This is a genomic window from Niastella sp. OAS944, from assembly GCA_024809215.1.
In the GTDB taxonomy this organism is placed as follows: domain Bacteria; phylum Bacteroidota; class Bacteroidia; order Chitinophagales; family Chitinophagaceae; genus Niastella.
This window is the reverse complement of the sequence record JANUBW010000014.1, coordinates 159,804-174,828: the sequence shown is the minus strand read 5'-3', so window position 1 is coordinate 174,828 and position 15,025 is coordinate 159,804. Positions and strand designations below refer to the sequence as shown.

Here is a 15,025-nt window from a genome sequence, read left to right as displayed (position 1 = left end):
GTATCGGCACACTTTGGTCGTTAATGTTTTACAGTTGCTACTTCAGCATCGGGTAAATTGGTTTGGTCGAACACGGGCCTGCTTTGAACCTTTTCCTGTAAGTACTGGAAGATCACAAACAGTACGGGTATGAGGAACACACCAAGTATTACCCCGGTAAGCATACCGCCAATGGCACTTACACCAATTGAGTGGTTACCAAGGGCGCTGGCACCGTGCGTCCAAACCAGTGGCAACAGCCCTACGATAAAGGCAAATGAGGTCATAAGGATAGGACGAAGCCTGAGCCTTGATGCTTCCAGCGCGGCGTCAATAAGTCCCATACCGCTTCTTCTGCGCTGTACTGCATATTCTACTATCAGGATCGCGTTCTTGGCCAATAAACCTACCAGCATTATCAAACCAATTTGAACATATATGTTGTTATCGATGCCTGCAAAACCAATGAATGCAAACACACCTAAGATACCGGTGGGTACTGTTAAGATAACCGCCAGTGGCAGAATGTAACTTTCGTATTGGGCTGCCAGCAGGAAGTAAACGAACAATACGCTCAACAGGAAGATGAACACCTGTTGGTTACCGGTCTTGATCTCCTCACGCGTTACACCCGTCCACTCATACGAGAAACCTCTTGGCAACACTTTTTGTGCGGTTTCTTCAATAGCCTTAATGGCATCACCGGTGCTATAACCTGGTTTGGGTGAACCGTTAATGGTAACGGCGTTGAACAGGTTGTTACGGGAAACGGTTTCTGGTCCGTATACGCGTTTAAGCGATACCAACGTGTTGGCCGGAACCATTTCGCCCTGGTTGTTCTTTACATATATAGATTGTAATGAATTTGGATCATTACGGAAGGCTGCATCGGCCTGTGCCATTACGCGATAGTATTTACCAAAGCGGTTGAAGTCGGTAACGAAGCTACTACCGTAATAGATCTGCATGGTTTGCATGAGGTCGGTAACCGATACGCCCAATTGCTTGGCCTTTGCATAATCTACATCAATGGTGTATTGCGGGTTATTAGCTGCAAAAGTGGTAAAGGCAAATCCGATCTCAGGTCTTTTCATCAGTTCACCAATGAAATACCAGGCGGTTCCACCCAGTTTATCGAGCGGGCCGTTGGTACGGTCCTGCAACATGAACTCAAAACCGCTCACGTTACCAAAACCCTGTACGGTGGGGAAGTTGAAGAAGAAGGCCTGTGCACCCTTTACCTGCGAAACTTTTCCTACCAGGCCGGCAGCGATCTGGTCGGGATCTTTAACCGCGCCTCTGTCTTTATAATCTTTCAACCGCATAAAACCAGCAGCATAAGGCGATGCGTTCGCATTGCTGATGAAGTTCAAACCGTCGATAACATACAGGTGATTATAAGCGGGGTCTTGTTTAATGATACTGTCAATTTGCAGGGTTGCCTCGTGTGTACGCTCAAGCGAACTTCCGGGCGGGGTATTCACTGCAAACAGTACAAAGCCCTGGTCTTCTGTAGGTATAAAACCGGTAGGGGCGTTTTTAACCAACATGAACGAAGTAGCAGCAATAAGTACCAGTGCGGTAATAGCTACCCATTTGCGGCGCACCAGGAATTTCAAACTGCGTACATACCTGTTGGTCATACCATTAAAGGCTGCATTGAAACCTGCATAAAAGCGGCCCATAAAACCTTTTTTAGGAGCATGTGCATTGCCTCCATTATCGTGTGGATTTTTCAGGAACAAGGCACACAATGCAGGGCTCAACGTTAACGCGTTAACGGCTGAAATAAGGATGGCGATGGCCAGGGTAAAGGCAAACTGCCTGTAGAACACACCGGCAGGGCCTTGCATAAAGCCAACCGGAATGAACACCGCGGCCATTACCAGTGTAATGGAGATGATGGCGCCGGAGATCTCGCTCATTGACTGAACGGTTGCCGTACGTGCCGGCAAGTTGGTTCGTTCCATTTTTGAGTGTACCGCTTCCACTACCACAATGGCGTCATCCACTACCACCCCAATGGCCAGTACAAGGGCAAACAGGGTAAGCAGGTTGATGGTAAAGCCAAACAGCTGCATGAAGAAGAAAGTACCTATAATGGCTACCGGAACTGCTATGGCCGGTATAAGTGTTGATCTGAAATCCTGCAGGAAGATGAACACAACAATGAACACCAGTATAAAGGCGATCACAAGTGTCTCTGTTACCTGGTCAATAGAGGCATCGAGGAACTCTTTCGAGTTGAACATTACGGTTGTTTTGAGCCCTTTAGGTAAGGTTTTCTCAAACTCTTTCAACAACCGCTCTACTTCTTTAAGGATATCATTTGCGTTTGAACCGGCTGTTTGGAATACGGCAAAACCCGATACGGGTGTGCCATCCATTCTGGCGTTGGTAGAGTAGGTATAAGAACCGAATTCAACGCGGGCCACATCTTTTAACCGCAACATAGATCCGTCGGCGTTGCTTTTAATGATCATGTTCTCGTACTCTTCGCCCTGGTTCAGTTTACCCTTGTACTTCAATACGTACTCGTATACTTCTTTGCTGCTTTGACCCAAACGGCCCGGAGCTGCTTCGATGTTCTGATCTTTGATTGCACTCAATACATCCTGCGGCGACAGGTTGTTGGCGATCAAACGGTCGGGTTTCAACCAAACACGCATAGAGTAATCCTTGGTACCGAATACCTGCGCCTGACCTACACCCGGTACACGCTGTACGGCTGGTATCAGGTTGATCTTGATATAGTTTTCGAGAAACAGTTCATCGTATTTGTCTTTATTGTCGCTCGAAAGCGCCACGAACATGATGATACTGTTCTGTACTTTTTGGGTTGAAATACCTGCCTGCACTACTTCTGCAGGTACCTGGCTGGTAGCTTTAGATACACGGTTCTGTACGTTTACAGAAGCGATATCGGGGTCGGTACCCTGCTTAAAGTAAACAGTAAGCGTCATACTACCGTCGTTGCTCGAGTTGGAGGTCATATAGGTCATATTCTCCACACCGTTGATGGCCTCTTCGAGCGGGGTAGCCACCGAACGGGCAACTACCTCGGCATTGGCGCCAGGGTAGAGGGCTGTTACCTGCACACTTGGCGGTGCAATGTCCGGAAACAGCGTAACTGGCAACGTGTACAACGATAGTGCTCCCAATAAGAGCAGTATTATAGAAACTACCGTTGACAGAACCGGTCTTTCAATAAATCTTCTTAACATGAGTGAATGAGTTTGAATGAGAAGAGTGAAATCTGAAGTCTGAGGTCCGAAATCAGAAATCCGAAGTCAGCTGTCTGAGATTAGAAGTCTGAAATCTGGATCCGAATTCGCAAAACAGAAACCGGAAATTTTTAAAGGAGAAAAAACACCCCTTCAGGCAGAGCCGATAAAGGATCTGACTTCTGACTTCCGACGTCCGACTTCCGATTATAATGGTTTCGCTTTCAACAAGCTGTCGGCCGACATTGGTTGTGGCGCAATGGCCATACCTTCCTGCAGGTTGCCAACTCCCTGGAAAACAATTTTATCACCGGCTTTAATGCCATCTTTTACAAAGTAATAGTTGGTTGATTTGCCGGTAATGGTAATTGGCCTGCTGGCTACTTTATTACTGTCGCCCACAACAAATACGAACACTTTATCCTGTACGTCGAAAGTCGATTCTATTGGTACAATAAGCGCGTTATTGTATTGTTGCGGAATACGCACTTTACCTGTATTGCCGGTACGAATGATTCCGCCGGGGTTAGGGAACGTAGCACGGAAAGTGATGGCTCCGGTTGTTCTGTCGAATTGTCCTTCAATGGTACCGATCTTTCCTTTGGAAGGATAGATGCTATTGTCGGCCAGCGCCAGTTCTACGGCAGGTACTGCTTTCACTTTTTCTTCGATAGTGTTACCGGGAAACTGGTTTTTGAAAGCGATAAAATCGGGCTCGCTCAGTGAAAAGTAAGCGTACATTTCACGAATGTCTGAAAGAACGGTAAGCGCATCGCTCTTGCTTACAAGGGCTCCGGTTTTAAACGGAATTCTTCCGATGTAACCATTAGCGGGTGCTTTTACCACGGTAAACCCAATGTTGATCTGTGCATTGCCAATGGCTGCTTTTGCCTGAGCTTCTGCTGCAACTGCTGCATCATAAGCGGCACGGGCAGTTTTAAGCTGCACCTCAGAGATCACCTTGTTATCAACAAGCGGAATAAGGCGGTCAACATCTACCTGTGCTTTAGCAACATTGGCTTTAGCAGCAAGCAGGTTTGAGTTAGCCGCATTCAATTGTTCGTTATAAACACGGGCATCAACTTTGAAGAGAGGTTGACCTGCTTTAACCCAGGCGCCTTCATCAACATAGATCTTTTCGAGATAGCCTTCCACCTGTGGCCTGATCTCAACGTTCACTTTTCCTTCCAGCGAAGCCGGATATTCTTTAAAAGTAGTAGCTGTTGTGGTGGTTACGGGTACTACTGGTAATGGTGGAGCCTGCTGTGGCCCCATTTGGGGGTTTGCTGTGGTATTGCCGCAACTGTATAGAACTGTTGCAACACTGATTGCTGTGATCATCTTTACCCAGCCGTAATTAGACCGATTGGTATCTAAAGGTTTCATCATACATGGTTTAATAGACATACAAATAAATCGTTAAAGACAAGCAAATCGTTCGTTCTGTAATAAACTACAGCGTGCGTCAGCATAAATCTGCGCAGGTTCAGAAAGGCGTAGCAGTATACCGGGATCAGTTGGCGTCAGGTACGTTGAACGATTCCAGGTTTCCGGAGATAATAGATTGTAGAATATTAATAATAATTACCAGATAGCCATAGCCATGCTGTTGGTTAATGCTAAACTAAGATCATAACCTGCCCATTTAAATCATCCAGTAAAAGTAATAACGATTGAGAAGCTGGGGATTTACCTTATTGGGGGATTAATTGTACTTTTCCCGGATTGTCTTTTGGAACAGGGCAGGTGTATTTCCAGTATGTTTTTTAAAGAACCGGTTAAAATAAGCGTCGTCTTCGAAGTTAAGGCGGCCTGCAATTTCTTTTACTGAATGTTCACCCCAGAATAATAACCGCTTAGCCTCTAATATTCTTCTTTCATCAATAATTTGTTTGGCCGTTTTACCGGTTACTGTTTTTATGAGGTCGTTTAAATGCCCTGGTGTAACATACAACATATCGGCATATTGCGTTACCTGGGTAGCGTTTACGAAATTTTCATCAATAAGAGATTTGAATTGACGTACTATGCGGTTTTGTGAGTAGTCCATATTGACAACAGTAGGCACAGGAGGTGCTGGCGCTGTTGCTGTTGTAGCCCTTGTTTCATTTTTACAATTTACCAAACGGCCGGCACAAATAATAAATGCATTTAAAAGGTTCTTGAGGATAAGGCCTTTTTGTGGCTTGTTATCCTTGAATTCCTGATACATCAGTTCAAGATAAACTGATATCTCACGCATTTGTTCGGTGTTCAATACAGGCAATACTACCTGGCTGAACATGCATTCCCAACAGGCAAGAACACCCTGAGTTTCGGTAAGCAGGAATTCTTTATTGAAAGAGATATGCATCATTTTATAATAGGAGTTACCTGTTTGCTGATGCACCTGATCGGGGGCCAGCATTAATAAAGCCGGCGCTTTTATAGTATATTTTTCAAAGTCGGTATAATGCGTTACTTCGCCTTCCTGCAAAAAACTGATCTTATAATCAGTATGACGATGCGGAATAGCCATATAGGATGGTACTGAATTACCTTCGGTTCTTTTAATAATAAAGTTGGTGCCTGGTATACAGGCTGCCATATCATATACCGGAATAAGTGCCTGGTTATTTTTCATACAATCACAACATTGGTAGCAGTGAAAACCAACCCTAAGGGTGGATAGTAAAAGTATTATAATAATGGCAAACTCTTAACGGCTAAAATATTATTGTACCATAAAATTTTAAACAGTAAACCTTTTGCGGGGATGGATTGTTAATGCGGATAGTTAGTGATAGATGGCTAAAAGCCAACTTGATACCTTAAAATCCAAACGAATGTTCATAAACAGGCTGTAGTATTACCTATGGGTAAAGTTACGAACCATTTGCCGGTTTTTGCAAGGTTTCCTGTTGCCCGGCCAGCCTGAAATCTATAACCCGGAGCTGTAAGTGTTTTTCATTGTTCCATTCGTTCTCGTCTAACGTAAATACAACATCAACGGGTTTCTTCGATTCCAGTATATGAAATTTTCGGGCCATACCAAAGCCAATACCATTGAAAAGGATGTTATCCTGGCGCAATGAGAACTTGATATGCTGCTCTTTTACCACGCGCGAATAACCAGAGTCGGTAACATTTCTTACTACGAACAATGGCCTCATATTCTCCGGGCCAAAGGGTTCCATTTGGTGAATGATATTGTAAAAAGGTTGCTTCAGGTCTTTGAACTCCACTTCGGCATCGATGATTATTTCGGGTATAAGCAGTTCTTCCGTTATGGTTGCTGCTACTACTTCTTCAAAGCGTTCGCGAAAGGCTTCTACTTTATCGAGTGCCATCGTCATACCGGCAGCATAAAAATGGCCGCCATAACCTAACAGCAGATCTTTACATTGATGTATGGCTTCGTATACATTAAAGCCGGCTACACTTCTGGCCGAACCGGCCACGTACTCACCGCTTTGCGTTAGTACAATGGTAGGGCGATAATAGTAATCAATAAGGCGTGATGCTACAATACCAACCACTCCTTTATGCCAGTGCGATTGAAAAACAACGGTTGATTTTCGCAGGCGAAGTCCATCGTTGTTCTCTATAATAGCAAGAGCTTCTTCCGTTATGTTCTTATCGGCTTCTTTTCTGTCGGTATTGTCGCTATGCAGCATTTCTGCAAACTGCAGGGCTTCCTGTGGCGTATTGGCAATGAACATTTGCACGGCTTTACGGGCATCGTCCATACGGCCGGCTGCATTGACCCGCGGCGCTATCATAAACACCAGGCTGTTGATGTATAACTCTTTTTGTACTCCGCTGAGTTCCTTTAAAGCCAGTATACCGTAGTTAGGGTTTTCATTGGCTTTCTTCAGTCCATAGAAGGCCAGCACCCGGTTCTCGCCGGTCATAGGAACAATATCGGCTGCTATGGCAGTAGCTACCAGGTCGAGGTATTCAAATGCAATACTATCGTCGAGTTGTAAATGCCGGGTGAGTGCCGAAATAAGTTTGAATCCAACACCACAACCACATAGCTCTTTATAAGGGTAGGGGCAGTTTTTTTGTTTTGGGTTAAGAATGGCTACTGCCGAAGGCAAAATGTCATCGGGCATATGGTGGTCGCATACTATAAAGTCAATACCGTTTTCACTGGCATATTGAATAAGGTCAACTGATTTAATGCCACAGTCGAGCGAAATAATAAGCGTGAAACCATTTTCAATGGCAAAGTCGATGCCCTTTTTTGAAACGCCATAGCCTTCGCGGTAACGGTGGGGGATATAGAATTCAACTTTTTCGGGGTTATATATTTTTTGCAGAAAGCGAAGCATACAGCTTACTGCAGTAGTTCCATCTACATCATAGTCGCCAAACACAAGTATCTTCTCCTGCCGGTCAAATGCGGTGGTAATGCGGGCAATGGCCTTGTCCATATCCTTCATAAGCCAGGGGTCATGAAGGTCGGTAAGTTGGGGGCGAAAGAATTGTTTTGCTTTATCGTAATCGTTTATAGTCCGTTGGGCGAGTACTTTACAAAGAACAGGATGTATTTTAAGGCCGGCATACAATTGCTGCACTTTATCTTCATCTGCGGTCAATATGTTCCATCTCTTTTGTAGCATAAATTGAATAAAATCTCAAATCCCAAATCTCAAATAACAAAAAATAAAATTCCAAATTTCAAATCGCAAGAACCAAATTGAATACAAATTTCAAATCCCAAAAACAAATAATCTCAATGGTTTAGTAGATGCCTGGTGTTTGGATTTTGGTTTTCTTTTTTTGGTTCTTGGTGCCTGGTTCTTGGGATTTAGTACTTTCTATCTGTAGTATACCGAACCAATTCTTCGAGGCCATTACGTATTTCTATATTATCAAATTCGTGTAAAATGGCCAGCGCTTCATCCCTGAAGCTAAACATTTTTTTCTCAGTATAGCTAATGCCGCCGGTTTGCTTTACTACATTAATGACTTCCTGAACCTTTTGGGGATCTTTATTTTGATTTTTGATAATATATATAAGTTTTCGCCGGGTGGCTGCATCTGTATTTTGTAGGGTATATATTAATGGTAGGGTAAGCTTTTTTTCCCTGATATCGTTACCGGTAGGTTTGCCAACATCTTCGCTGCCGTAGTCGAACAGATCGTCTTTTATTTGGAAGGCCATGCCTACTTTTTCGCCGAACAACCGCATTTTTTCAGTGATGGTCTCATTTTGAGTGGTTGACCATGCGCCGGAAGCGCAGGCTGAGGCGAGCAGGGAAGCGGTTTTACCTTTTATGATCTCAAAGTAAGTGTCTTCTTCGAAATTAAGCGACCGTGCTTTTTCCATTTGCAACAGTTCGCCTTCACTCATTTGCCGTATGGCGTTAGATAGTAGCTTTAATATACGATAGTCATCATGGTCAAGTGAAAGCAGCATGCCTTTGGCCAGCAGGTAGTCGCCAACCAAAACCGATACCTTGCTTTTCCACAGCGCGTATGTAGAGAAAAATCCCCTACGTTCAAGGGATTCATCTACCACATCGTCATGTACAAGAGTGGCTGAATGTAGTAGTTCTACCAGCGAAGCAGCACGGTAAGTGGTATCGTTAACGGGCCCGCACAGTTTGGCCGAAAGCAGCACAAACATGGGTCTTAATTGCTTACCTTTTCGGTTCACAATAAACCGCATAATCCTGTCCAGGAGCGGGACCTGGCTCTTTACCGCCTCATGGAATTGCTTCTCAAATTCGGGTAATTCTTCTCGTAATATTGCTAGTGATAACTTCATGCGGTTTATAAGGTGAGCAAATTACTATTTATTAATGTATAACGTAAGAGGCATTTAATTTGCTCTACAATGATCTTACTGTGTGAAAAACAGCAAGATAATGCACATTGTGTTGGGGAAAAAAATTTGGTAGTTAGCTGTCAATTAATATTTTTGCACAGATTCTGAGTTCAGGTTACTTAATCCTTCACATAAAATTTAGTTATGGCAAGCAAAAAGTACGTAAGTTTTCTAAGCTTATTGCTCCTGTTATCTGCTGCCTCCCATGCACAATTGGGAAGTGGTTCGTATGATGTTCAGGACTCTTCAGTTGTACCGTCTAAAAGACTCCCACAGCACACCGAGTTCATGGCAAACAACTATCCTTACCCTGCTAAACCCCGTAATCAATGGGAGATAGGTTTACAGGCAGGTGCGTTCAGCATTTCCGGTGATGTTCGTAATCGTTTCCCTGGTCTTGGTGCTGCATTACATGTACGTAAGGCCTTGGGTTATGTTTTCTCATTAAGAGGTCAATTGGGCTTTGGAACTACCAAAGGTTTGAACTTCCAACCATCTCAAAGCTACTCTAAGAACGATGCTTGGGCACAACAAGGTTATGTAGCAGGTACCGACCCTGTATTCTACAACTACAAAACCAATGTATACGACCTGAGCCTTCAGGGTGTAATAACACTGACAAATATTCGTTTCCATAAATCAAAAAGCAGCTTCAATGTATACGCATTTGGAGGTTTGGGTGGCATGATCTATGACGCCAAAATCGATGCGTTAAAAGATGGCAGTGGCACTTATGCGCAGGATTTCAAAGATGTTATTGCGCAAATCGGCGGCGGCAATCTTAATTACAAGAATAGAAAAGACATCAGAAAGGCTTTGAAAGACAAGTTGGACGGAAAATATGAAACTAAAGTTGTTCCAGATCCAGGCCAACCTACATTATTCGATAAGCCTTTCCGCCCGATCATCAACTTTGGTGCTGGTGTTCAATTCAAATTAAACAAAAAATTCAGTCTTGCACTGGAAGACAAGGTTACCATTCCTAAAACCGACCTGTTAGACGGTCAGCAATGGCAGGAAAATGGTCCTGGTCAACAAACTGCTCAATCAAGAGATTACGATACTTATAACTTCCTGTCTCTTGGTATCAACATGGCAATCGGTAGCAAATCAGTTGAACCTTTGTGGTGGCTGAATCCTTTGGATTACGCTTACAACGAGGTTAACAAACCACGTCACATGAAGCTCCCCAAACCAGTATTGGATGACGCTGATGGCGATGGAATCACTGACCAATTCGACCAAGAGCCAAATACACCTGCTGGTGCTCCTGTTGATAGCCATGGTGTTAGCCGCGATACTGACGGTGATGGTGTTCCTGATTACAAAGACAAGGAACTGGTTACTCCTACACAATGTCAACCTGTTGACGCTGATGGTGTTGGTAAATGTCCTCCTCCTGCATGTTGCGATTCTCTTGCTAGCATGCTGGCACATCAAAATGATTGTGGAATTGGCGACTTGCCAAGCATCACTTTTAAAGCAAAATCAATTACATTAAGCAACGACGCTAAAGCATTACTGGCTTCAGCTGCTACTAAGATCAAAGAAAATCCTAACTGTAAAATTGCAGTTATCGGTTACTGCTCTTCTAGCAAAGCTGAACAACAGTTAAGCTGGGATCGTGTAAATGCCGTTATCAGCTACCTGGTTGATAAAGAAGGTATTGGCCAAGATCGTTTCATCTTCAAATATGGTGAAACCGGTGGTGATTGCAACACAGTAGACCTCCGCGATGGAACTAAAGAAGAAGGTCCTACTACAGTGCCTGCTCCACACCCGAACTTGCGTCGTGGCAGATAAAAAGTACTTTAGCTTAAATTGCTTTAACTAATAGTATAACCTTCCCCCGTTTTGCCGGGGGAAGGTTTTTATATTTATCTTAACGCCTTGTTTTTGGGTTACCGCACCTTTCCATACATATTTGCAGGAAAACCTTAACTTTGCCCACTTTTATGCGTTCAGCTTTACTAATTGCAATAATTGCCCTAAGCGTAGTGTCATGCTCCAAATTTGCCAAGGTGCAAAAGAGTACCGACTATGACTATAAATTGCGCATGGCCGAAAAGTATTATGTAGCAAAGAAGTACAACTATGCCCAGCAATTATATGAGGAACTTTTCCCATTGATGAAAGGGCAGCCACAGTTTGAAGATCTTTTCTATAAATATGCTTATTGTTCCTATTATTTGCACGACTGGCTGCAGGCCGAAAACCTTTTCAAGCAATTTGTTGAGGTATTTCCCAACAGCCCCAAGGCAGAAGAAATGGAATATATGCGGGCTTATACGTATTACAGGCAATCGCCCAAACCCGAACTCGATCAAACAAATACACAGAAAACGATCGGGTTAATGCAAACCTTTATCAACACGCACCCCAATTCACCCAAGAATAAAGAGGCGTCGGAGATAATGGACAAATGCCGGGCAAAACTGGAAGAAAAGGAATACAGCAGCGCCACCTTATATTATAATATGGGGCATTACCGGGCAGCGGCTATTGCTTTTACCAGCCTGATGAACGATTTTCCTGATTCGCAAAAAAGCGATGCTTATAAATTGCAGATCATAAAATCATACTATTCATTTGCTATGAATAGTATTGAGGAAAAGAAAATAACCCGCTTTGAGCAGGTAATTACAGAGTGCCACGATTTTACTGACCGTTTTCCTGAAAGCACTTTTAAAAAGGAAGTGGAGAATTACGAGATATTATCTAAAAACAATATTAAAGCCAACAATAATGAGCAAATTACGAAGACAAATTAGCGCCAACACCGCTAACACGGCCGAAACAAAAGATTTGAATGCCATTAAAGCTAAAACCGGCAATGTGTATGAGTCAATTGCCATTATTGCCAAAAGGGCTAACCAGATCAACATCTCTTTAAAAGAGGAATTGCATAACAAACTGGAAGAGTTCGCCAGCCATACCGATAGCCTGGAGGAGATTCATGAGAATAAAGAGCAGATTGAAATTTCAAGGGCTTATGAGCGTATGCCTAACCCATCGTTGCTGGCTACTCAGGAATTTTTCGATGATAAAATATATTATCGCAAAAATGAAGATGACCTGTTCAGTTAATATGTATTGGTAAAAAATGTATGGAAAGCGACGGTGAACAACCTGTCGCTTTTTATTTTTATAGCGTTTCTCACCTTTGTTGTATTAATGTTATTGTTGAAAAACAGGCCCGGTAGCGAACCATATTGTTTAACCTAAATGACCTAATTTTAACCAATTATGTTCCAGGATAAAAAAATATTGCTGGCTGTTACCGGAAGCATAGCTGCTTACAAATCAATTTTACTGGTACGCCTGCTGGTAAAGGCCGGTGCCGAAGTAAAAGTGGTAATGACACCAGCTGCCGGGGCATTTGTTTCGCCGCTTACCCTGTCAACATTATCAAAAAATGCGGTGGTTACCGAACTGGCTAACAACGAATCCTGGTCGAATCACGTTATGCTGGGGCGCTGGGCCCATGTTATGGTAGTAGCCCCTTTAAGCTGCAACACGTTGGCTAAAATGGCCAATGGCCTGTGTGATAATATGTTATTGGCTACCTGGCTCTCCGCTACCTGCCCGGTAGTAGTTGCCCCTGCTATGGATGAAGATATGTGGCATCACCCCGCCACCCAGGCTAACCTGCAAAAGCTGGAGTCGTTTGGCAACCGAATAATTCCGGTTGAAAAAGGCGAGCTTGCCAGCGGTTTATATGGCGATGGACGTATGGCCGAACCCGAAGCCATTATGCAATACCTGCACGACCATGTTTTCGGTAAAAAAGACCTGGCTGGTAAAAAGGCGCTGGTAACGGCCGGCCCTACCTACGAACCTATTGATCCCGTGCGTTTTATTGGTAATCATTCTTCAGGTAAAATGGGTGTGGCCATTGCAGAAGAACTGGCCAACCGGGGGGCCGAAGTACACCTGGTGCTGGGACCATCGGCAGTGAAAACCACCATGCCCGGCATATACGTTCATAAAGTGCAAACTGCTGGTCAAATGTATGATGCCTGCCTGGCCGAATTCCCAACAGCCGATATTGCCGTGATGAGTGCTGCGGTAGCAGATTATACGCCGGTAGAAACGGCACCCGAAAAAATAAAGAAAACAAGTGGTAGCCTGGTTATAGAGCTAACAAAAACAAAAGATATATTGAAAAGCCTGGGGCAGGTGAAGAAGAACGGTCAATTGCTGGTAGGCTTTGCCCTGGAAACTGCCAACGAACGGCAATATGCACTTGATAAACTGGCTTCAAAGAACGCCGACCTCATTGTGTTAAACTCATTAAATGATGAAGGGGCCGGTTTTGGCTACGATACCAACAAGGTTACTATTTTTGAGAAAGGCGGTAATGAGCATGCCTATGACCGCAAGCCCAAACAACAAGTGGCTAAAGATATCGTTGATAGAATCGTAAACCTGCTATATGTGTAGAAAGATCGTATATACACTTTGCCTGATGATTTTGGCGCCGGTAATACTGAGCGCCCAGGAGCTTAAAGCCCGTATAAGCGTTAACACCCAGGCAGTGGGTACACCCGCTGATAAAAAAGCGTTTCAAACCTTACAGGCGGCGCTCAATAATTTTTTGAACAACCGCAAATGGACAAAGGAAACTTTTCAAAACAATGAGAAGATAGAATGCAACTTCTTATTACAAATTACTGAAACACAATCGGGTAATGTTTATAAGGCCAAGCTTACCGTACAGGCCGCCCGCCCTATTTACAATACCAACTATGAATGTCCGCTGATCAATTTTTTAGATGAGAACGTGACATTTAAATATGTAGAATACCAACCCATTGAGTTTAATGAGAACCGGGTATCGGGGTCAGATCCAATGGTAGGGAACCTGCCTGCCATTCTTGCCTATTATGTAAACGTTATAATGGGACTCGATTTCGATTCTTTTTCACTGCGTGGTGGCGATTTGTATTTTCAGAAAGCCATGAACATTGTGAACAATGCTCCGGAAGGCCGCGATATTTCGGGCTGGAAAGCATTTGATGGTTTGCGTAACCGGTACTGGTTAACTGAAAACCTTACCAATAACCGCTACAATCTTATGCATGATGCTATTTATAGCTATTACCGCCTGGGTATGGATTATATGTACGAGAATGAAACAGAGGCCCGTAGCGCTATACTCAATTCCCTGAGCCTGATCAATACCATGAATAATGATATTCCCAATACCATGATAGTGCCGTTCTTCTTTCAGGGAAAGTCAAGCGAACTGATCCGTATATTTAAAAAAGCTACTCCCGAAGACAAACAAAAGGCAAGGGAAATACTGCAAAAGATAGATATCTCCAATTCCAATACGTATAAACAGGAATTAAAATGAACCGGCTATTACTGGTATGTTTGAGCGCTATAGCATTGTGTGTGATAAGTTGTACAGATAAAGACAAGATCCCTTCCGGTGTGTTACCGAAGGACAAAATGGAAAAAGTGTTGTGGGACATGATACAAGCCGAACGCTACAGGGATACCTTTGTACGCGATAGTGCCAACGACCTCAAAAAAGAGACCTTTAAATTATACGCCCAGGTTTTTGAGATACATCAAATTTCAAAGGACGAGTTTGTAAAGAGCTATAAGTTTTACATGAGTCGCCCCGACATTGCACGCGCCATGTTCGACACCCTGGCCACCAGGGCCAATCGCCGTCGCGAAGAAATGAATAAGCCTCAACCGCTTGATACTGCCACTGCGCATCCTAAGGTTGATTCACTTACTAAAAAAGACTCAACAAATAAGCCTGCAGTTGATACCACAAAGACTGTAAAGCCTGTTAGTACAAATACTGCCAATCCACTATCGCCGTTGACGCCACGTACGTCGACTGAGGAACTTCGTAAAAGATTCAAGCGTGGCCCCATGAGGCGTCTTAATGACGATAGTTTACACCGCATTCAATTAAAGAAGCCGTAAAAAAATCCCCAGTACCATTTTGGCTTGTTGAGGGGTAGTTGCTTATTTTTATCAA

The 15,025-nt window shown here is 43.7% G+C and carries 11 protein-coding genes; 6 read left to right on the top strand and 5 right to left on the bottom strand.

Annotated features, from left to right (window positions below; genetic code table 11):
* Window positions 1-20: 20 nt before the first annotated feature.
* The 5 genes from GGD38_RS35970 to GGD38_RS35950 form a co-directional block, all read right to left on the bottom strand.
* Window positions 21-3,203 carry an efflux RND transporter permease subunit gene (locus GGD38_RS35970; protein ID WP_375303667.1) on the bottom strand — a complete coding sequence of 1,061 codons (3,183 nt, stop codon included), beginning with the start codon at window positions 3,201-3,203 and terminating at the stop codon, window positions 21-23.
* A gap of 207 nt (window positions 3,204-3,410) precedes the next feature.
* Complete coding sequence (locus tag GGD38_RS35965; protein WP_375303666.1) at window positions 3,411-4,592, bottom strand: efflux RND transporter periplasmic adaptor subunit; 1,182 nt, start codon at window positions 4,590-4,592, stop codon at window positions 3,411-3,413.
* Window positions 4,593-4,908: 316 nt separating this feature from the next.
* A complete protein-coding gene (locus GGD38_RS35960) occupies window positions 4,909-5,826 on the bottom strand; it encodes a helix-turn-helix domain-containing protein (protein WP_375303665.1) in 918 nt (305 codons plus the stop codon).
* A 241-nt stretch (window positions 5,827-6,067) separates the two neighbouring features.
* Entirely contained in the window at window positions 6,068-7,810 is a 1,743-nt protein-coding gene (recJ, locus tag GGD38_RS35955; RefSeq protein WP_375303664.1) for a single-stranded-DNA-specific exonuclease RecJ, read from the bottom strand.
* A gap of 188 nt (window positions 7,811-7,998) precedes the next feature.
* Entirely contained in the window at window positions 7,999-8,961 is a 963-nt protein-coding gene (locus tag GGD38_RS35950) for a polyprenyl synthetase family protein (protein ID WP_375303663.1), read from the bottom strand.
* Between the two features lie 204 nt (window positions 8,962-9,165).
* Between GGD38_RS35950 and GGD38_RS35945 the strand changes: the two genes are divergently transcribed.
* The 6 genes from GGD38_RS35945 to GGD38_RS35920 all read left to right on the top strand — a co-directional run bounded on the left by GGD38_RS35945 (window position 9,166) and on the right by GGD38_RS35920 (window position 14,970).
* The gene (locus GGD38_RS35945; RefSeq protein WP_375303662.1) at window positions 9,166-10,824 is read left to right on the top strand and encodes an OmpA family protein; all 1,659 of its coding nucleotides are present in this window, start codon (window positions 9,166-9,168) and stop codon (window positions 10,822-10,824) included.
* Between the two features lie 152 nt (window positions 10,825-10,976).
* On the top strand, window positions 10,977-11,792 hold the full coding sequence (locus tag GGD38_RS35940; RefSeq protein WP_375303661.1) for an outer membrane protein assembly factor BamD: 816 nt from the start codon (window positions 10,977-10,979) through the stop codon (window positions 11,790-11,792).
* Entirely contained in the window at window positions 11,767-12,108 is a 342-nt protein-coding gene (locus tag GGD38_RS35935; RefSeq protein WP_081198487.1) for a DNA-directed RNA polymerase subunit omega, read from the top strand. Before GGD38_RS35940 ends, GGD38_RS35935 begins: the two co-directional genes overlap by 26 nt.
* A gap of 159 nt (window positions 12,109-12,267) precedes the next feature.
* Window positions 12,268-13,464 (top strand): bifunctional phosphopantothenoylcysteine decarboxylase/phosphopantothenate--cysteine ligase CoaBC, encoded by a 1,197-nt coding sequence (coaBC, locus tag GGD38_RS35930; RefSeq protein ID WP_375303660.1) that lies wholly within the window; start codon window positions 12,268-12,270, stop codon window positions 13,462-13,464.
* Window positions 13,457-14,380, top strand: a complete 924-nt coding sequence (locus GGD38_RS35925) for a DUF4835 family protein (protein ID WP_375303659.1) — start codon at window positions 13,457-13,459, stop codon at window positions 14,378-14,380. The genes coaBC and GGD38_RS35925 overlap by 8 nt, the downstream gene beginning before the upstream one ends.
* On the top strand, window positions 14,377-14,970 hold the full coding sequence (locus tag GGD38_RS35920; protein WP_375303658.1) for a DUF4296 domain-containing protein: 594 nt from the start codon (window positions 14,377-14,379) through the stop codon (window positions 14,968-14,970). Before GGD38_RS35925 ends, GGD38_RS35920 begins: the two co-directional genes overlap by 4 nt.
* Window positions 14,971-15,025 lie beyond the last annotated feature (55 nt).